Below are 18632 nucleotides of genomic sequence, written 5' to 3'. Positions count from 1 at the left end.
GGAATTTCGGACCATGAAACACGTGCAGGACACAACCACGCTCTATAACGGAGTCAAAATGCCATGGCTAGGTTTTGGGGTATTCAAAGTTAAAGACGGAGACGAGGTCGTTCATGCTGTCAAAACGGCCATTCAAGCTGGTTATCGCAGCATCGATACAGCGAAAGCGTATAACAATGAAACGGGTGTTGCTCAGGGTATTCGTGAATCCGGAGTAGCCCGTGAAGATCTGTTCATTACTACGAAAGTATGGAATAGCGATCAGGGATATGAATCGACACTTGCCGCCTTCGAAGCAAGCATGGAACGACTCGAACTGGAGTACCTGGATCTCTATCTCATCCACTGGCCGGTCAAAGGCAAGTACAAAGATACATGGAGAGCGCTGGAAAAACTTCACAAGGAAGGACGCATCCGCGCAATCGGGGTGAGCAATTTCCAGATTCATCATCTGGAAGACCTCATGATTGATGCCACGGTCAAACCTGCAGTCAATCAGGTCGAGCTTCATCCACTTTTGATTCAATCGGAGCTTCGTGAGTATTGCAACAAACATCAGATTCAGATCGAAGCCTGGTCTCCGCTTGGACAAGGTCATCTGATGGATCATCCGTTGCTTCAGGACATCGCCGCCAAATACAGCAAGTCCCCCGCACAAGTCATTCTGCGCTGGGATCTGCAGAACGGCATCGTGACCATACCAAAATCCGTCACGCCTGAGCGTATTCGCGCGAACGCCGATCTCTACGATTTTGAGTTAACTTCGGAAGAAGTAGAGCAGATTAACGGACTGAACGAGAACAAACGCTTTGGTTCTGATCCCGACAACTTTAATTTCTAATATAAACATCTTAATTCGATTACACCCGCCTTCGATCTCAGAAGAGCGGGTGTTTTGTCATGTGATGTTATAGGCAATCTATTCGTAGTTAAGAATGGAGGCGAGGCTCGCTATCCTATTCAGTACCGAATCTGTGCCGAAAGAAAAGTTTTTTGACAGTTTAGAACTATTTGATCTCCTCATCAGTCTAACGAGTGTCAAACGAACTCAAGCACGTATATAGAATCCGGGCCTGGAACGAGTAGTGACTTGAATATTTAGGTTTATCATGGGGGGATCAGGAGTGATTAGACTGAACCATAGAAAGACAAAAGAAGAACAGTTCAGCGAAAAAATAACAGAGATACAGAATAAATTATATCGACTGGCATACTGCTATGTTAAAAATGAACAAGAAGCGCTGGATATCGTATCCGAAGCGGTCTATAAAGGGTTCATCGCTTATGGAAAGATGGAATCCATGACTTATTTCGATTCCTGGATGTCACGAATTGTGATTAACACAGCGATAGATCATATTCGACGGAATCAACGAGTGACCTATATGGAGGATCATGTACAGGAGTTTGTGGCTCCAGAACGAGGGGCATCCGTGGAAGAGAAAATGGACTTGTATGATGCACTTGATCGACTCGTGCCTGAAGATAGAGCCTATATTATATTAAAGTTTTTTGGTAATATGCGTTTTCGAGAGATCGCTGAAGTGCTCTCCCTGTCGGAGAATACCGTGAAGTCAAAATTCTATCGGATTATCAACAAATTAAAAATGGATTTAGTCGAAGGAGAGGTTGGAGATCTATGACTAGTAAAGAACGTTATGAAAACATTGAAATTCCAGCTCAACTTCCAGATGTTATTCGTCGTGCCCAGCAAAAGGCTGCCGCTCGCAAAAGCTCATCCCGTATCATTCGCTACGCTTCCAGTTTGGCAGCATGTGCCGCTTTGCTGCTCATTATCAACATTCCTACTGTCGCAAACGCCATGGTCAAAATACCTGTGGTCGGAACGATTGTTCAGGTGCTTCAATTCGGCGATGGTGGCAAGATTACGGATGGGGTAACCGTGGGTTCAGAAGCAACTGAAAATACGCTTAAAATTAATTTTAGCAACGACGAACAGGATCAGACCAATGATGCACCTTCTTATAATGTCGAACACAAAGAAGCACCGAATCGTGTCCTCTTCACGTTTAGCGGTGCACGTTACATGGATGTAGAGAAAGTCAAAGCCGACTTTATGACCCAACCTTTGGTGAAAGATGTTTATGGTTCCATGATTTTAGACGACTCCTCCGTCGGATTCGTCGTTGTTTTAAAAGAAGGGGTACAGTACGCCGTAACGGAATTCAAGAATCCCGGCTACCTGGAAGTGAAATTGACTTCGGACGGCAAACCGGTCACACCTCGGAAGGTATACTCGCTCCGCACAGAATCAATGCCCTTTGGAGAATCAATGGGTATAATTAAAGAATCCTATCCCGATGAGGACATCTCTTTCCTCAAAACGTCCACTGGTCAGTTTACAGCAGTTATTGGAGAATATCCTACCGCTGAAGAAGCTGAACAGAAGCTCAAAGAACTCGCACAGCAGCCAAATTATCATGAGAAGTTTTATGTGGATAGCTGGATGAGTAACGAGAATCCGAGGGATTAATTATTGCCAAAAGAAAAAAATCCCGATTCGGATGCCTATGCACCTGGATCGGGATTTTGTGGTACAAGTTATACTTAGCCTTTGGATACCAGCTTGAAATCATCAAAGTGGAAACCTGGCGCAACTACGCAAGTGACCAATACAGGCTCATCACCCAACGGGCGTGCTGTCTGCCATACGCCGGCAGGAACGAGCACCTGTGGTGATTGACCTGCAGCAATATCCATTCCCAGAACAAGAACTTCTTCGTTCTCCGGGTTCTCCCCGTTGCCGCCCAGCTTCAGTTCAACCGGACTGCCGCTATGCCAGAGCCAAAGTTCATCGGACAGAACGGTATGCCACTCGGAGATTTCATGTGCGTGCAGCAAGAAATACGTGGAACTTGCCGAGAATCTTGGGCCGGAATATGTATCCGGCAGAACGGACTGTGGAATCTGATAGGATGCCTTCCATTCTTCCTTATACCAACCGCCTTCAACGTGAGGTTGCATATTGAGCGCAGCAACCAATGGCGATAATTCATGTGTCGTCATAACCTGTTTCCTTCCTTCTACATCATATTGGAGACACTCCTTAACCAGAGTTTCGCCTCTCTCCCCCTACTCTAAAACATCATTCAAGTTTTGTCACCTTGACAGCTCACATGGGCCATGCCAGATTCGTTCTCACGGTATTTTACATATGATTAAAGAAATGTTTCATTTCCAATGATAGCGTTTACAAAAAGATGGATTTTCCGTTATGATATGGATATCGTTGTTAATCCGTGAAGCAGAGGGGAGCTGTACTATGAGTCTCATAGAAGATCGGATTGGACCCAAATATCGAATCGGTGAACATTCATTTACCATTGAACATATGCGCAGACATGATGGGAACGGTATGCCTAAGCCTCACGCTCATCCATTCTACGAATTGTATTATCTGCTTGAAGGTGAACGCGTTTATTCCATGAATGGTCAGATTCTGTCCGCCCGCAAGGGTGATTTTATTCTGATTAATCCTCACGATGTACATACCACCTCCAAAGGAAGTATTCCTGGCTTCGAACGGATTTTAATCGGTTTTTCGCCTGCTTTTGCAACGGGGATGGAACTTGGCATATGTGGTCTGCTGCCTTTTAATTGTTCAAGACTCCTTCGCCTGCCTGAAGCGGAACAGCCCGAGATGGAGCGTATATTGTGGCAGATGCTGCAAGAATGCAAAGAGCGACGCCCTCACTATGAGATTGCGGTCAGAAGTCTGCTTGCCCAACTTTTGATCCGTATTCATCGGGTGGAGGAGGACATCCGGCAGTCATGCCCTGGTCCTTTACATCCGATGCAGGACAAAATCAGTGAAATCGTTACATATGTGAACAGCAACTACACCCAACCACTTACGCTGGAGGGTGCAGCCAATCGTTTTTATATCAGCCCATCCTATCTGAGCCGAATGTTCAGCCGTTTTACCGGGTTTCGGTTTAGCGAATATCTGCGTGTTGTTCGTGTCCGAGAGGCACAACGAAGATTGCTGTCGACACAAGAGCGTGTACAAATGATCGCAGAGAAGGTAGGATTTGAGCACACGGCTCATTTTAACAAAACATTCAAACAAGTCACCGGTACAACACCGCTGCGCTATCGCAAGGAACACCGGTAGATCATCAGATCACATCATAAAAAAAGCCGAGTGGGTAGCCTTGCTCCAGAGATTACGTATTGCTTATATCGAAAGGCAACACGATCACTGGATCTATGGCTACGCCACTGCGGCTGAGTTGGACCCACTATAAAACCTATTACATACACTTTTTACCTGCGGATGATCACACCACTTCGTACTTCAGGACCAACAGAGATCTGACGACCGTCTGTGTCCGCATCACTTTCTCGGCACACAATGCCTGCGGATTCGTGTCCTGTTACCATCAGAAGTCGGCCATCCGCACCCTTGCCCTGAATGCTCTCTAACTCTGCCCCTTTGCACTGGTGCAAATGAACCAGCGGACCTTCAGTGATCCGGGCGTTCAATTCTGTAATCCGCAGATGCTTCGCCTGAGCACATTGAATACCGGTGCGGGCTTCTACATGATATCGTTCAACAACTACGCCATCCAAAGGCAGTTCCGGCAACCCACTCACAAGCAACGCAGTGTCAGCACCGGCACAGACCACATCCGATATGCGAATATCCCGGAACACGGGCGTCTCTTCGCTAATCTCCTGAGACAGATCACTGCCCCGGGCAGACCCTTCCTGATTCGCATAGAAAAAGGAAAACGAGATCGCTTCCATAATGATATCTTTCATATATATACGCTCGATCTGAATATCCTCAACCACTCCACCGCGTCCACGTGCGCTTTTGAAGCGAAGTCCAATATCCGTGCCGATAAACGTACAATCCGCCACTCGCACATGCCGCACACCACCAGACATCTCGCTACCAATGACAAACCCGCCATGACCATGATACACGGTGCACTCCCGAATGGTAATGTACTCCGAAGCAAGCCCCAGTTCACGCCCTTCTTCATCCTTGCCTGATTTCAGACAGATCGCATCATCACCGACATCGAATACACTCTTCTCCACCACCACATGACGGCAGGATTCAATGTCCAGCCCATCTCCATTCTGTGAAAACCACGGATTCCGCACACTCACGTTACGAATGGTTACATGCTCAGATGCCCAGGGGTGCAGATTCCATGCAGGCGAGTTCTGGAACGTTGGACCGTCCAGCAGTACCCGTGTACATCTGCGCAAGCTGACCATGTTGGGACGCAAAAAGTCTCTGGCTTGTTCATAGGCAGTGACATCACGCACCTGCTCCTTATGCAAACGATCTGCAATGATACCACCTTCAAGTGCAGATGTGGAAGGCCACCAGATTTCTTCATCCCCACCCGATTGCTCTACAACACCACCGGAAGCGACCAATTGGTTCCATTGTGGAGTGGTCATTTTGGAGCGTTTCACCGGACGCCAGGCTTCACCGCCTCCATCCCAGATCCCCTCACCGGTAATCGCAATATCCTCCAGTTGATCTCCATCGATCGGGGATTGGCAACGTACCACCTGCCAGCCTTCGAAGCTTGATGCAATTAATGGGTATTGATCAAAATCTCGGCTAAATGTAACCAGTGCCCCAGCTTCCACATGTAGTTCGATACGGCTGCGCATTACAATCGGACCTGTGAGCCATACTCCGGCAGGAATTACGATTCTTCCACCTCCTGCTTCAGCACATGAAGCGATGGCAAGTCGGAACATCTCCGTATTATCTGTTACACCGTCTCCAACAGCTCCATAGTCTGTAAGCTGAAAATCCTGAGCAGGAATGACAGGCAAATTGGCTTCATAAGCTCGAACATCAGACTGGGCACCTGCTCCTGTCGACATTGGGGAGTGATATGTATTCATCGTGCAGAATCATCCTCTCTACCTGTAATGGAAATGGAAATGGAAGCGTTATGGAATCAACATTTTGTTTCTACTTTCTTAGTTTACTTTCAGACAGATACTCTCTCGCTCCATCATATCAATGGCATGATGCACTAGGTTGAGCTTTTTTGCCATGTACGGTTAGAACTTGATGGAATTTGTTTTTATGATCAGAGTCATAAATGAAACATCATTTCTAGTATACTCTATACATCTATTCCAAAGGTTGGTAAACCACTAGGAGAATAGATTCAATTTTCTGTCAGGATTCGTCACAAGAGATTTGATAACATAACAGATATATAACACAATTACTGTCCATAGCCCTAGAAAGTCTATTACTTATGTCATGTTTTATCACAAACCAATTGCCATTAGCAGGATGAGTATGTATGATTAAATAACTAGTTTCAATTAATTCCTTATTATTCCTTTTACAAACAATCGTTGCAGAAAGGATGGGGTCTACTCTTGATTGAATTTAGGGGTGTTCAAAAGCATTTCGGTCATTTTCATGTCCTCAAGGATATCCATCTTCACATCGAAGAAGGAGAGGTTGTCGTCATCATTGGACCTTCCGGCTCCGGCAAAAGCACGTTACTCCGCTGCATTAACCGCCTGGAGACCATTACCGAAGGTGAACTTGTTGTCAGTGGGGTCCCTCTACATCAGAAAAAGGTGGATATTAACCTCTTCCGCCGTGACATCGGTATGGTATTTCAACACTTCAATCTTTATCCTCACAAAAAAGTCATTGATAACATTACCCTTGCACCCATGAAGGTGCGCAAACAGCCTAAAGAACAGGCAGCCTCAACGGCAATGAAGTATCTGACCCGGGTGGGCATTGCCGACAAAGCAGACAGTTATCCCTCCCAGTTGTCCGGTGGACAGCAACAACGGGTAGCCATCGCCAGAGGACTCGCCATGGAGCCCAAAATCATGCTTTTTGACGAACCGACCTCTGCACTCGATCCCGAGATGATCGGGGAAGTCCTCGATGTGATGCGTTCCCTTGCCCACAATGGCATGACCATGGTCGTTGTTACCCATGAGATGGGATTCGCCCGCGAAGTTGCGGACCGGGTCATCTTCATGGACGAAGGCCGAATTGTAGAAGAGGCCACCGCCGCTGAATTTTTTGACAACCCCAGAGAAGAACGAGCACAGCAATTCCTGAGCCGTCTGATTCATCATTGAGAATAATCCAATATTCCATTTTGAAAGGGGTCTTTATTCATGAAGAAATTATTGAAGTGGCCATCATTTATGCTTGTCCTTATTCTCTCGCTGGTATTGTCCGGTTGTAGTACAGGTGAGGAGAATAGCAGTAGCGGTGGTAGTGGCGGTTCTGGCGGAGATGCGGTAGCCAAAGGAACGATTGAGCAGATTAAAGAGCGCGGCAAACTTATTGCCGGCGTGAAATATGATACGAAGCTATTCGGACTGAAAGATCCCGCAAGCGGCAACGTTGAGGGGTTCGATATTGATATCGCCAAGGCACTCGCCAAACAGATCCTTGGAGATGAGACAAAGGTCGAACTGAAAGAAGTCACTTCCAAGACACGTATTCCGATGTTGCAAAACGGAGACATTGACATCATCATCGCCACGATGACGATTACGGATGAGCGTAAAGAGCAGGTGGATTTCAGTGATGTTTACTTCGAAGCAGGCCAATCCCTGCTGGTGAAAAATGATAGTCCAATTACCGGCTTGGAAAGCCTCAGCGGGGTGAAAGTACTCGCGGTGAAAGGCTCAACATCGGCTCAGAATATTCGCGAGAAAGCTCCTGATGCTGAAGTGCTCGAATTCGATAACTATCAGGATGCATTCACTGCTCTCAAAGCAGGTAAAGGCGAAGCGCTGACCACAGATAATATCATCCTTATCGGCATGCAACAGACAGATAACAGCTTCCAATTAGTTGGTGGCAATTTCACAAGTGAACCTTATGGTATGGCCATTCGCAAAGGCGACACTGCCTTCGTAGAGGAAGTCAACAAGCTGCTCAAAAGCATGAAAGACAGCGGGGAATATGACACACTACATGAGAAATGGCTGGGCTCCAAGCCCGAGTAACCCCGATTAATGATGAGCACGCGGCGAATTCGTCTGCTGGATGCAATGCATGAGCAGACGTAATCGCCGTTTCTACATCTGGAGAACGGAGGCTTTGCCTATATGGGCACATTGGATTTCAACGTACTGATGCGACACTCGGATCGTTTTCTGGAAGGATTCCTGAATACCATTCAAGTGAGCATTATAGCTCTCGTTGGCAGCTTTATCCTCGGCGCGATTCTGGCGATCTTTCGGATATCCCCTGTGAAACCGCTGAACTGGATTGGCACGGCTTTTGTGGAATTTATCCGAAACATTCCCCTGCTGTTGGTTGTGTTTTTCTTCTATCTCGGACTGCCGGCACTAGGCATCTCGCTGGACGGATTTGTCTCCGGTACTCTGGGTCTGACCATCTATACCGCCGCTTTCATTGCCGAAGCGATCCGAGCGGGTATTCAAACGGTGCCGCGTGGACAACTGGAAGCCGCAAGATCTTCTGGTTTGTCCTATGTACAGGCCATGAATCTGATTATTCTGCCTCAAGCGATCAAGATTGTCTTGCCGTCCATCGGCAACCAGTTTATTAATCTGGTCAAGAACTCATCCATTCTGGCCGTTGTTGCCGGTATGGATCTCATGTATTTTGCCGACCTCGTTAACTCGGATACGTTCCAACCGCTAAGTGTATACACCGTTGTTGCGCTGTTCTATCTGGTGCTGACACTGCCACTCAGCTTTCTGGTGCATTATATGGAGCGCAGGTTCGGACAGAGCGATGCAGAGGCGCGCAGCACCAAGGGCAAACCGAAGAAGAACAAACCGACAGGTCAGGTCACCATGTAATAGATTGGCCTATACATTCGCAGATTTTTAGGGAGATATATTGGCTATTTCAGACCTTTCGATAATTATATTGGTCCGTTATTTTGGCTAGTCCATGCTCCATCTATTGATCTTAGATATTCTATTCCTGCATACAGAAGGAGGCTAATAAAATATGGACTTTAGCGGGGCCTATGCATGGCCCAACCTTCGTTTCCTGCTTCAAGGATTCTTGATTACCCTACAGGTAGCAGGGCTATCCATTGTATTCAGCTTCATACTCGGCACCGTGCTGGGTACTGTCCGGTTTACTCGCATCCCCTTTCTGTCACAGATCGTAGCGGTAATCGTGGATACGATTCGCAATCTGCCACTGCTGCTCATCATTTTCTTCATCCACATCGTACTTCCGCAGCTCGGGATCAAAATGTCCGTCTTCTGGTCCACAGTCGTTGGACTGAGTCTATTTGAAGGCGCGATGATCGCTGAGATCGTCCGAAGCGGTCTGAAGTCCGTTGAGCGCGGCCAGGTGGAAGCCGCCCGCTCCTCGGGCCTGAGCTACATGCAGACCCTCGGTGGCATCATCATGCCACAGGCGCTACGCCGCATGTCTCCGCCGATGGTCAGCCAGTTCATCTCACTCCTGAAGGATACTTCACTGGCGATCATCATCTCTCTGCCGGAGCTGATGCACAACGTGCAGATCCTTGGCGGCCAAAGTTTCGATTACATTATCCCTGCCCTGCTGCTTGCTGCGGTATTGTATTTTGTCATCAACTACACGCTGTCCATCGTCGCAAGGCGACTTGAGGCACGCATGAATTGAATGACTGAATGAATGAAGCGCGGAGAATAAGGCATGAAATAATACGAAACATGAAGGAGCATGACGGAACCGAAACCTCGTGATTGATTAGATGCGAAGGACTAGATATGAGGGATAGAACCTAATAGATGAAAAGAATGAAAGCGCCCCAAAGACTCTAAACCCACCCATGCAGTGGATTGGAGTCTTTGGGGCTACAGTTATGCTCATACATGTATTAGCTTCCCACCAATTTCTAACGAACTGAAGGAAGCTTATTTAGCCATTTTGGGGACAGTTTCTAATCTAACGAATCGTAGACGCTCTATTCTTCCGATTCACCCCGCTTTTACCCGCTATTTCAGGTTTTTGAGTAAAATAACTTCACTGAGATTCGTTACAGTTTTCATCTCAGCTTATATCCCCAAATTAGACGTCTCAGGTTCGTTAAAACTTATGCCATCCGCGAATTAAATAAACATCCACGCCACGCCTACTATTAATGATTCATCCCGCTCCCACGACTAATACTTCGTCTAATCCGTCCCAATTTCGCCCACAATCAGCTCATCCGCTAGATTGCCGCTCCGTTGTGACGTAATTCCGCCTGTAGTAGCTCAATTGGCAGTCCCACCGGATCAAGCTTCATCTTCACGGTTAGTGCAGCCGCTGTCCCGGCGGCCTCCCCGGTAGCCATACAGCTTGGAGTCAGCCTTGTCGTTGCATGCGCCTCATGTGTGGTGGAGATGCAGCGTCCTGCCGCCAGCAGATTGCGGATATTGCGAGAGACCAGACATCGATACGGAATATCGTACGCCCCGTCTCCTTCTATAAAGGCAGCCACAACGCCTTGACCCGAAGGGTCATGAATATCAATGGGATAACCGCTTCTGGCAATCACATCGTTGAACTTCCGTCCTGCAACCACATCCGCCTGGGTCAACGCATAATGACCGATAATTCGCCTAGATTCACGGATACCAATCTGAGGTGCTACCGCTGAGATGGAAGCCCGTTCGAATCCAGGCACATCACGCTGCAAAAACTCAGCAATCATCAGCACCTGCTTCCGCCCTTCCTGTTCAGCAGAGGTCAGATCCTCGGCATCCGTCGCATCGAGTCCCTGCACCCGGGTACAATTAATCAGCACTTCATCGTCAGCCGGTCCGGTAAAAAACAGTACTTGGTCGCGATTAATCGGCACACCCGCTTTTTTCCATTGGGAATAGAAGCCGCTCACCCCGGTTAACGGAATACTGTCCAGCTCTGCAAAAGGCGTTTTCACATAGAAATCCTCCGGATGCTCCTGCATGTATTGCTTCACTCGTCCAAGATCCACACCACGCATGCGGAATTTCATGGTCATCGGCTGAGACTGGTTATCGCCATCTCTCCCCTTCGCCACCGATGCCCCTGCAAGATTAGCCAGATCCGCATCACCGCTTGCATCCACGAATACGTTCGCCTGAAACTCCTTTCGTCCAGACTTGTTTGTCACTCGCACCGCTTCCACCCGTTCGTCCCCAACAACCACTTCATCCACGAAGCTGTGCAATAACAGCCGGACACCTGCCTCCTGCAACATCTCTGCCGCAACCACCTGATAGATGGCTGGATGGTACGGCGTAACGGTATGCACAAATCCAACTGTATCGCGCAGATGCCCCGGAGAGCCGCCACGTGCCTGCAAACGATCCACAATCTCCTGTGCAATACCTTTAATGACCTGCTCACCACGCTCTGTATGGAAAGTCATCCAGGGATAGACCATAGCGGCAGTGGACATCCCACCGACGAATCCATATCGCTCCACCAGCACTGTGCGGACACCCTGTCGTGCAGCCGCAATGGCTGCCGCTATACCCGCTGGGCCCCCTCCCACAATAACGACATCTGCTTCTTCCTTTTCCATGCTCATCCGTTCACGCAAATGTTGTCCCTCCTTCCGTTCTATTGCACGTATTGCTCGCCTTTGCACGTATTTCATGGCTTACTCTTTCAGTCCCGTCATGGCAACCCCCTCAATGAAGCGCCGTTGTGCCAGGAAAAAGACAATTAACAGTGGTAAGGTCGCCATGACGGTGGCGCTCATCAGATATTGCCAGGCTGTGCCCACCTCATCTGTAAAGAGAGATAATCCAAGCGGCAGCGTCATTAGATCACGCGAGTTAATGAAAATCAACGGATCGAAGAACTCATTCCAGATCGTCACAAACGTGAAGATCGTCAGCGTAGCCATACCCGGCTTGGCAATAGGCAGCATAATTCGCGCATATATTCGGAATCGGTTGCAGCCGTCGATCATCGCCGCTTCCTCCAGTTCCGTTGGCACCGTGATGAAGAATTGCCGCATCACAAAGATGCCAAATACACCGCCCGCGCCAAAGATTGGCAGTAGTATCAGCGGAAGATGGGTATCAATCCACCCCAACTGCCGCATGAATAGAAACATCGGAATCGCAGTCACCTCATGAGGAATCATCATGGCACTCAGCAGGATGAGAAATACCACATTACGTCCCTTAAATGGAATTTTGGCGAATGCATAACCGGCGAGAGAAGCAAAAAATACGGTTCCCAGCACAACCAACGCAGAAATGTAAATACTGTTCCAATAAAAACGGTGAAACGGAATCAGTCGAAAGACATCGATGTAGTTCTGAAATCGGAATGATTCCGGTATCCACTGTGGTGGATAGGTGAATATGCTCTGGGGCTCTTTGAATGACGTCGATATCATCCAGATAAACGGAACAATCATGATTAGCGAAATCAGTGTCAGCAGCAAATACGTCCCCAGGGTACTTCCTATCTTCCTCCCCGAAGGACTAGGCATCGCCTTCATTGAATACCCACCTCTTTCGGAGCTGCCATTGCAGCAGTGTCAGGATCAGTACGATGAAGAACAGTACATAGGCAAGAGCAGAAGCATAGCCGAACTGGAATAGTTTGAATGCTTTTTCCCAGATATAATAAACTAATACCTTTGTGCTATTACTCGGCCCACCCTGTGTCATCACATAGATCTGTCCGAATACTTTGAGTGAACCAATCACGGTCATGACCACAGTCAGAAACACCGTTGGTGTAATCATAGGCAGTGTAACGTGAAAGAAGGTTCCCCTTCTGCCCGCACCGTCCAATGTTGCTGCTTCGTACAGTGAACGCGGTACCTGCTGAATGGCTGCAATGAACAGCACCATATTCAGACCTACATTTTTCAGCACACTGGTCACAATCACTGCCGGCATTGCCAAATCTTCATTGTATAGCCACGCCGGACCCTTGATGCCCGTCATCAATAGAAGTTGATTAATCAATCCTGATTCTGTTGCATACATCAGCTTCCACACGATGGCCCATACGATCAACGAGGTCATGACCGGAACAAAGATTGCTGTTCGAAAAATTCCGATCCCCCGCAGATTCCTGGATAGCAGCAACGCGAGCAGCAGGGCGAGCACAATATTAAGCGGTACAAGTCCCACTGTGAAATAAACTGTATTGGCGAGCACTTTCCAGAACATGGTGTCTGTCATAATATTCCGGTAATTCTCCAGTCCAACAAAATGATGATCCCCCAGCAGCGGCCAATCGGTCAGGCTCATGTATAACGCGAGACCCATGGGAAACAACAGCAGCAGCGTAAACCCAAGCACCATCGGCGATACAAACAGCCACCCCGCGATCTGGGCTTCTCTGGCGAGCGGCCCCCTTCTTTTGCGCTTGTGTGGATGGGTCACAATTAGCCACCCCCTTTTTATTCAAATTTCCTCCGAAGCTGAACTCTGTGACGATTCTATATAAGGTGTTGTCTCAAAAGGTATGTTCTCCCTCGCTCCAAGCGCTGACGAATCCACCGCATCTTATAAGGCAGACTTTTAAAGAATGCACCGGGTAACGAATCTCAGTCATGTTATATCTCCATAAAATGTCGCCAGAACCATGAAAATCGACCAAATGGACGAAATAACGTCTCTATGATTCCTTAAACTTTAGATCCGTACACATGGACGCGAATAACATGTGCTCGATTCGTTAGAACGACTGGATGCTAACATAGGGTGTCCCCCATGATATACCTGACTTTCCCTGATTAGTCTGGACGGCTCAGACTGTCCACCGCATTGCGGAACTCGTTCACAGCCCTCCGCAGCTGTTCCTCCGTGTTGCCTGTCACAACCGCTCCAAGCATAATCGCTTTGACCCCAGCATGGCTTAGCACCCGAACATCCTCCGGTACCAGCTTTCGCTGGGAAGGAACCAATACCGGAACCTGGGCTTGCAAGACCAGACGGCGATACTTGAGCACATCCGCGAAGCTGAGCGGTGTACCATATTCTTTGCCAGGTACAATGGATGCCTCCAGAGCAGAGAAGCCGAAGTGAGCTGCGGATTTTACGAGGGAAACATCATATTCCTCATTGATCGCAAATGTTGGGTCCAGCCCCAAGTCACTCAGCATGAAGGAGCGCAAGTGATGTGCATAGATGGAATAGAAATCAAAACCCAGTCCAGCAAGGCGCTCCACATCCTCCCTTCGTGCTCCATCTATACTGCCGGAAGGTACGACCCCAAGCGGACCACCAAACTCACTGCGGATCGCCCGAAATACCTCGGCATACCTGTCCAGTGGACCAAAATGATTCCCGCTGGCGCGATGACCGACATTATAGTGCACCTTGAGTGCATCAGCGCCCTCTTCCATAGCTGCCCGAGCCAAAGCAAGTTCATTCTCAGGCAGACTTACCACCAGGGACAGCTGTTTCCGCTCAAGTAATTCTTTGAATTTGCCCATCTTTCTCACCTCCGGTTTCGATCGAATGATTTAGGGTTGTAATACACTTTGGATCTCTTCCTGCATTTGTTTCAGGTTATCCTCAGTTGTCGCCGTCCGGGCAAACAGTCGGTCAAATCCCTGCAATACCGCATTGTCGATATCCTGCCATCGGATATGTCCGGGAATTAAGCGCGCTTTCGGCATTTCATCAATGACGGCCTGCACAATATGCTCTTTGCTTGGGTTATTCGGCTGAAGAATGAATGCATCCGAGTTCAGAACAGAAGTACGAGGAGGCACAAAATAGGTGGCTGTCGCCTGAATTCCCTGCTCACTCGCAAAATACTTCAACAGCTTCTTCGTTTCCTCTGGATGTTTGCTATCGTTGAACATGGCATATCCGGCCTGCCCTAGCATCGGTACACTGCCTTGTGAACCGGAAGGCATAGGCGCGATGCTCCATTCAAAATCCGTAATCTCCCTTGCTTTGGATACATAGCTGTAATTGTCGAAGAACATGCCCACATTACCCGCATCGAAGCTAACTTGCTCACCCGCCTTCGGATGTGATTCATCGGTGAACATCATGCGCTCCAGTAATTCAAAAGTCTGTACACCATAGGCATCGTTCCAGGTGAACTTCGTCATACCTTCGTCGAATGGACCGCTTCCATTGGACCAAGAGTAGGAGGAGAGCACCGCCCAGGTCTTCCAGTCGCGAAAAAAGTTGGCTCCATAGATTCGGTTGGTCGCCTCCTTACTTGTAATCGCCTTGGCAGACTCTTCGAACTGTTCCCATGTCCATTGTCCTTGGGTGGCAAGTGTGTTTGGATCAGTCAGGTCGGCCTTGTCGAACAGCGTTTTATTGTAAAACATGACCACAGGAGGTGTAGAGAAAGGTAGCCCCAGCAGCTGGTCTCCATCACGGAACAAATCCAATGTACTTGGAATATAATCATCCAGCTTAAACTGTGCATCATCCTTGAACTCGGATACATCGGCCAGAATGTGGTTGGACTTGAATTGTGGTACCATTCGCTCCGATACCCAGGCGAGATCGGGAAGAGAGCCTCCGGCAGCAAGCACCGAAATTTTTTGTTGGTATTCTGCGAAAGGTACGGATTCCATCGTGACTTTGATGCCTGGATTTTCCTTGGTGAAGCCATCAATCAGCTTGTTGTATACATCCATATGTGCCTGGTTGCCCCACATAATGAACTTCAGCTCCACCTCCCCATTCTCCCCGCCTGCACTGCCAGGTTCACTGCTGGAATTGGCGCTAGTGCACGCGATTGAAGCCACCATCATGAGTACAAGCATCAGTATCAGTCCTGCTTTTTTCATGGAAATCCCCCTTATGGACGTTGTGGTAACAGGTGCAACCAAAGTATAACGAAAGCTTCGTTCCCTCATAAATCACGTCAACTACAGAAATGGTATGGTTTTTCAAGAAATACTGAATCGGTCTCGGTATTCTCCCGCAGTCCATCCCACCTGCTGCTTGAACACCAGCATGAAGTGTTTGGGACTTTGATGCCCGGATAACCGTGCCACATCATAGATTTTGAGACCCGTGTTGATCAGCAACCACTTGGCCCGCTCCATACGTGCCTCCGTGATGTATTCGGAATAATTAATGCCTATTTCGTTCTTGAACAACTGGCTCAAATAAGTAGGGTTCAAGTTAACGAGATCTGCTATCGTCTGAAGTCGCAAATCTCCATCGGGATGTTGCTTGATATGCTCCTTCACATCTCGGATAATCTTCCGCGTATCTCCACCAGCGTGTTCTGCTTTCCCAGATGGCTCCGGGACCGAAAGGGTTGAAATACCATATCTGCGATCCAGCAGCAATTGAATCTTCTGTATGCATAATGCCAGTTCATAGCGATCGATTGGCTTCAACAGGTAGTTCAACACCCCGAACTCCATCGCTCTGCGCGCATATTCAAACTCGCCATAGCCGCTAATGATGAGCATGAGCAATTCAGGATACATGTCTCTGGCTTTGCTTGCCAAAGTTAATCCATCCATTTCACGCATGCGGATATCCGTGATTAACACATCCGGCACCTCACATCTCAGAAAATCCAGCGCCTCGGTACCGCTCGACGCTTCGCCCGTTACCTGAAACTGAGAAGACGCTTGTACGATCAGCTCCCTCAGTCCCTGACGGATGACCGTCTCATCCTCTACAAGCAATACTTTATACATGCGCTTCAATCCCCTTTCGGTAGAAGTTGAATGGATATGGTGACCACCAGGCCCTGCCCGGGACTTCCATCAATGCTTAGGCTGCCGCCTTCTCCATATATAAGACGGAGCCTCTGGGCGATATTGTTAAGCCCCAGACTATCCCCGGCATGGCAACGTAATGCCTCATTGGAAGGCTGTTTTGATATGGATTCGTTTAACTCGTCAATCTTAGCCTGAGTCATCCCCTTACCATTGTCTCGTACGCTAATCAGCAGCTCATGATCAAATTTCAAAGCAGATACCCAGATTACTCCTCCATTTTCCTGCCCTTCAATGCCGTGGTAGACTGCATTTTCCACCAGCGGTTGCAGTATCAGTTTCGGAATCGCACATTCCGTTATCTCTTCTTCGATGTCATAGATAATCTTTAACTTGCCGTTGTAACGTACCTGCTGAATGCGTACATAGGATTGTACAAAAGCAAGTTCTTCTCCAAGTGGAACCATCCGGTCCACCTTATCAATCGTATAGCGCAGCAGCTTGCCGAGCGCCGTCACCATGTCCGACACCTCAGCATGCTTCTGGCGAATGGCCATCATGTTAATGGACTCCAATGTGTTGTATATAAAGTGAGGATTCATCTGGCTTTGCAACGCGGACAACTCTGCCTCCCGCTCTTGAATGCCCAGCAGAAACACCTCATTGAACAGTCGATGAATCTCTTCCATCATTCGGTTAAAGCCCCTACTCATCTGTCCGAATTCATCATTGCTGAAGTGCGCTACCCGCTGGCTAAAATCTCCCTGCTCTACCCGTATCATATGGTGCTTCAGTCGAATCAGTGGCCGGGTGATACGATAGGATAACAGGAATGCAAGGATCGATATAGCCGCCATACACAATACAGCGAACCCTATTGTGAAAGTGAGCATCTCACCCGACTCCTTTTGAATCACAGCAATAGGTGTAAGACTGATCACCGAGAGCCCGGAATAGCTAGAATGGTGTTGTACATAGAGATAGGACTGCCCATCCAGAACATTTTTTTGGTTTCCTGCATAGCTTTGAAGCTGTCCATTCGTTAGCAACTGGTCGTAAGCAGACATTCCTCCGGTGGAGATCCGCTCGAACAGAAGGCGCTGCTTGCTGTCGACAATCATCAAGCTTGCATCTTGCTCAACATTCAGATTGGATAACAGTTGGCCGAAGGCTTCCAGACGGATGTCAATCAGAATGTACCCCAATCGCTGGAGCGTACCCGGATCTCGAAGCACTCTGCCCACCGATATATACGATTCTTGCTGAACGCCCGTGTAGTAGCCGGGGTCATGCGGAGGAATCAGGCGCCACGTCCCTTCCGAGTCTTCAAGCTCTGCAAACCAATCATCCTGTCTGCTGTCCCATACCGGCTTGACCGCCAGTGAATCGAGATTGGAGAACAGAATGCCGCTGTTGCTAATCAGATGAATTCCCCGAATCTCGGGTCGGTCATAAGCTTGACCAGATGTGTAAAGCTTCATTTTCAGATAATCCTCAGACCTCGCCCATGTACCCGACCCCATTGACGCGTTGTATTTCCCTAGAATGCCAAGCACCATCTGATCGTAAAGCGGCAAGAGCGACAACCGCTCAAAGTCCTTCAGCAGCCGATTCAGATTGGCGTTAATCTGGCGAACCAGTTCAATAGTGAACTGCTCGGTCTTGCGATCCATCGTCTGCGAGAAATGCTTGTAGTTCATCACTCCCTGCAAGCTTAACGGCAGCAACGTCAGCGCCAGGAACAACAGGAGCAACTTGGTGCGCAGGTTTACGTTTTTTCCGAAAAAAGTACGTACCTTGTCCATCATTTCCGTTCATCCCTCCCTCTCCCGATCATTGTATGAGCCCCCTTCACAGATCAATCTGGATATAACTGGGGTCATCATATCCAGTTTTAATGATCATTCGCTATCCTGCCAATCCTGGAATTGGTACGGAATTTCAAGTTATCCGCATAGGTTTCAAGGTGAACGCCAAAAAGCCGACTGTATCGCTACAGTCGAC

General features: G+C 48.3%; 17 protein-coding genes. 8 read left to right on the top strand and 9 right to left on the bottom strand.

Going from position 1 to position 18632, the window contains the following annotated elements:
* Window positions 1-13 precede the first annotated feature (13 nt).
* The 3 genes from NKT06_RS02125 to NKT06_RS02115 all read left to right on the top strand — a co-directional run bounded on the left by NKT06_RS02125 (window position 14) and on the right by NKT06_RS02115 (window position 2494).
* Entirely contained in the window at window positions 14-841 is an 828-nt protein-coding gene (locus tag NKT06_RS02125) for an aldo/keto reductase (RefSeq protein WP_253429377.1), read from the top strand.
* Window positions 842-1124: 283 nt separating this feature from the next.
* On the top strand, window positions 1125-1643 hold the full coding sequence (locus NKT06_RS02120) for a sigma-70 family RNA polymerase sigma factor (protein ID WP_253429375.1): 519 nt from the start codon (window positions 1125-1127) through the stop codon (window positions 1641-1643).
* Window positions 1640-2494 carry a hypothetical protein gene (locus tag NKT06_RS02115; RefSeq protein WP_253429374.1) on the top strand — a complete coding sequence of 285 codons (855 nt, stop codon included), beginning with the start codon at window positions 1640-1642 and terminating at the stop codon, window positions 2492-2494. The genes NKT06_RS02120 and NKT06_RS02115 overlap by 4 nt, the downstream gene beginning before the upstream one ends.
* A gap of 74 nt (window positions 2495-2568) precedes the next feature.
* Here NKT06_RS02115 and NKT06_RS02110 read toward each other — a convergent pair whose 3' ends face one another.
* Complete coding sequence (locus tag NKT06_RS02110) at window positions 2569-3027, bottom strand: cupin domain-containing protein (protein WP_076216501.1); 459 nt, start codon at window positions 3025-3027, stop codon at window positions 2569-2571.
* 256 nt (window positions 3028-3283) lie between these two features.
* Between NKT06_RS02110 and NKT06_RS02105 the strand changes: the two genes are divergently transcribed.
* A complete protein-coding gene (locus NKT06_RS02105; RefSeq protein ID WP_253429372.1) occupies window positions 3284-4135 on the top strand; it encodes an AraC family transcriptional regulator in 852 nt (283 codons plus the stop codon).
* A gap of 152 nt (window positions 4136-4287) precedes the next feature.
* Here NKT06_RS02105 and NKT06_RS02100 read toward each other — a convergent pair whose 3' ends face one another.
* Window positions 4288-5901 carry a glycoside hydrolase family 28 protein gene (locus tag NKT06_RS02100; protein ID WP_253429370.1) on the bottom strand — a complete coding sequence of 538 codons (1614 nt, stop codon included), beginning with the start codon at window positions 5899-5901 and terminating at the stop codon, window positions 4288-4290.
* A gap of 468 nt (window positions 5902-6369) precedes the next feature.
* On the opposite strand from NKT06_RS02100, the gene NKT06_RS02095 reads away from it, so the two are divergent.
* From NKT06_RS02095 to NKT06_RS02080, 4 genes are all read left to right on the top strand, one after another.
* Complete coding sequence (locus NKT06_RS02095; RefSeq protein WP_301289677.1) at window positions 6370-7122, top strand: amino acid ABC transporter ATP-binding protein; 753 nt, start codon at window positions 6370-6372, stop codon at window positions 7120-7122.
* A gap of 39 nt (window positions 7123-7161) precedes the next feature.
* A complete protein-coding gene (locus NKT06_RS02090) occupies window positions 7162-8004 on the top strand; it encodes a transporter substrate-binding domain-containing protein (RefSeq protein ID WP_253429366.1) in 843 nt (280 codons plus the stop codon).
* A gap of 102 nt (window positions 8005-8106) precedes the next feature.
* Complete coding sequence (locus tag NKT06_RS02085; RefSeq protein WP_253429364.1) at window positions 8107-8829, top strand: amino acid ABC transporter permease; 723 nt, start codon at window positions 8107-8109, stop codon at window positions 8827-8829.
* Between the two features lie 154 nt (window positions 8830-8983).
* Entirely contained in the window at window positions 8984-9634 is a 651-nt protein-coding gene (locus tag NKT06_RS02080) for an amino acid ABC transporter permease (RefSeq protein ID WP_253429362.1), read from the top strand.
* A 553-nt stretch (window positions 9635-10187) separates the two neighbouring features.
* Here NKT06_RS02080 and NKT06_RS02075 read toward each other — a convergent pair.
* The 7 genes from NKT06_RS02075 to NKT06_RS02045 form a co-directional block, all read right to left on the bottom strand.
* Window positions 10188-11525 (bottom strand): FAD-dependent oxidoreductase, encoded by a 1338-nt coding sequence (locus NKT06_RS02075; protein ID WP_253442340.1) that lies wholly within the window; start codon window positions 11523-11525, stop codon window positions 10188-10190.
* Window positions 11526-11603: 78 nt separating this feature from the next.
* Window positions 11604-12458 carry a carbohydrate ABC transporter permease gene (locus NKT06_RS02070; RefSeq protein WP_253429360.1) on the bottom strand — a complete coding sequence of 285 codons (855 nt, stop codon included), beginning with the start codon at window positions 12456-12458 and terminating at the stop codon, window positions 11604-11606.
* Entirely contained in the window at window positions 12442-13356 is a 915-nt protein-coding gene (locus tag NKT06_RS02065; protein WP_253429358.1) for a carbohydrate ABC transporter permease, read from the bottom strand. The genes NKT06_RS02070 and NKT06_RS02065 overlap by 17 nt, the downstream gene beginning before the upstream one ends.
* Window positions 13357-13709: 353 nt before the next feature.
* Window positions 13710-14411, bottom strand: coding sequence for a beta/alpha barrel domain-containing protein (locus NKT06_RS02060; RefSeq protein ID WP_253429356.1), 702 nt, complete (start codon window positions 14409-14411; stop codon window positions 13710-13712).
* A gap of 30 nt (window positions 14412-14441) precedes the next feature.
* Window positions 14442-15737 (bottom strand): ABC transporter substrate-binding protein, encoded by a 1296-nt coding sequence (locus NKT06_RS02055; RefSeq protein WP_253429354.1) that lies wholly within the window; start codon window positions 15735-15737, stop codon window positions 14442-14444.
* Between the two features lie 102 nt (window positions 15738-15839).
* Window positions 15840-16607: a response regulator transcription factor gene (locus NKT06_RS02050; RefSeq protein WP_253429352.1), complete on the bottom strand. Its 768-nt coding sequence runs from the start codon at window positions 16605-16607 to the stop codon at window positions 15840-15842.
* A gap of 5 nt (window positions 16608-16612) precedes the next feature.
* On the bottom strand, window positions 16613-18436 hold the full coding sequence (locus NKT06_RS02045) for a sensor histidine kinase (protein WP_253429350.1): 1824 nt from the start codon (window positions 18434-18436) through the stop codon (window positions 16613-16615).
* Between the last annotated feature and the right edge of the window lie 196 nt (window positions 18437-18632).

Source organism: Paenibacillus sp. 1781tsa1 (assembly GCF_024159265.1).
Taxonomy (GTDB): Bacteria; Bacillota; Bacilli; order Paenibacillales; family Paenibacillaceae; genus Paenibacillus.
This window is presented reverse-complemented; position numbering and strand designations above follow the sequence as displayed.

Coding starts and splice junctions, on each gene's coding strand:
- NKT06_RS02080 (WP_253429362.1), top strand. CDS start 8,984: ATGGACTTTAGCGGGGCCTATGCATGGCCCAACCTTCGTTTCCTGCTT.
- NKT06_RS02050 (WP_253429352.1), bottom strand. CDS start 16,607: ATGTATAAAGTATTGCTTGTAGAGGATGAGACGGTCATCCGTCAGGGA.
- NKT06_RS02075 (WP_253442340.1), bottom strand. CDS start 11,525: ATGGAAAAGGAAGAAGCAGATGTCGTTATTGTGGGAGGGGGCCCAGCG.
- NKT06_RS02115 (WP_253429374.1), top strand. CDS start 1,640: ATGACTAGTAAAGAACGTTATGAAAACATTGAAATTCCAGCTCAACTT.
- NKT06_RS02060 (WP_253429356.1), bottom strand. CDS start 14,411: ATGGGCAAATTCAAAGAATTACTTGAGCGGAAACAGCTGTCCCTGGTG.
- NKT06_RS02090 (WP_253429366.1), top strand. CDS start 7,162: ATGAAGAAATTATTGAAGTGGCCATCATTTATGCTTGTCCTTATTCTC.
- NKT06_RS02055 (WP_253429354.1), bottom strand. CDS start 15,737: ATGAAAAAAGCAGGACTGATACTGATGCTTGTACTCATGATGGTGGCT.
- NKT06_RS02085 (WP_253429364.1), top strand. CDS start 8,107: ATGGGCACATTGGATTTCAACGTACTGATGCGACACTCGGATCGTTTT.
- NKT06_RS02100 (WP_253429370.1), bottom strand. CDS start 5,901: ATGAATACATATCACTCCCCAATGTCGACAGGAGCAGGTGCCCAGTCT.
- NKT06_RS02070 (WP_253429360.1), bottom strand. CDS start 12,458: ATGAAGGCGATGCCTAGTCCTTCGGGGAGGAAGATAGGAAGTACCCTG.
- NKT06_RS02110 (WP_076216501.1), bottom strand. CDS start 3,027: ATGACGACACATGAATTATCGCCATTGGTTGCTGCGCTCAATATGCAA.
- NKT06_RS02105 (WP_253429372.1), top strand. CDS start 3,284: ATGAGTCTCATAGAAGATCGGATTGGACCCAAATATCGAATCGGTGAA.
- NKT06_RS02125 (WP_253429377.1), top strand. CDS start 14: ATGAAACACGTGCAGGACACAACCACGCTCTATAACGGAGTCAAAATG.
- NKT06_RS02045 (WP_253429350.1), bottom strand. CDS start 18,436: ATGATGGACAAGGTACGTACTTTTTTCGGAAAAAACGTAAACCTGCGC.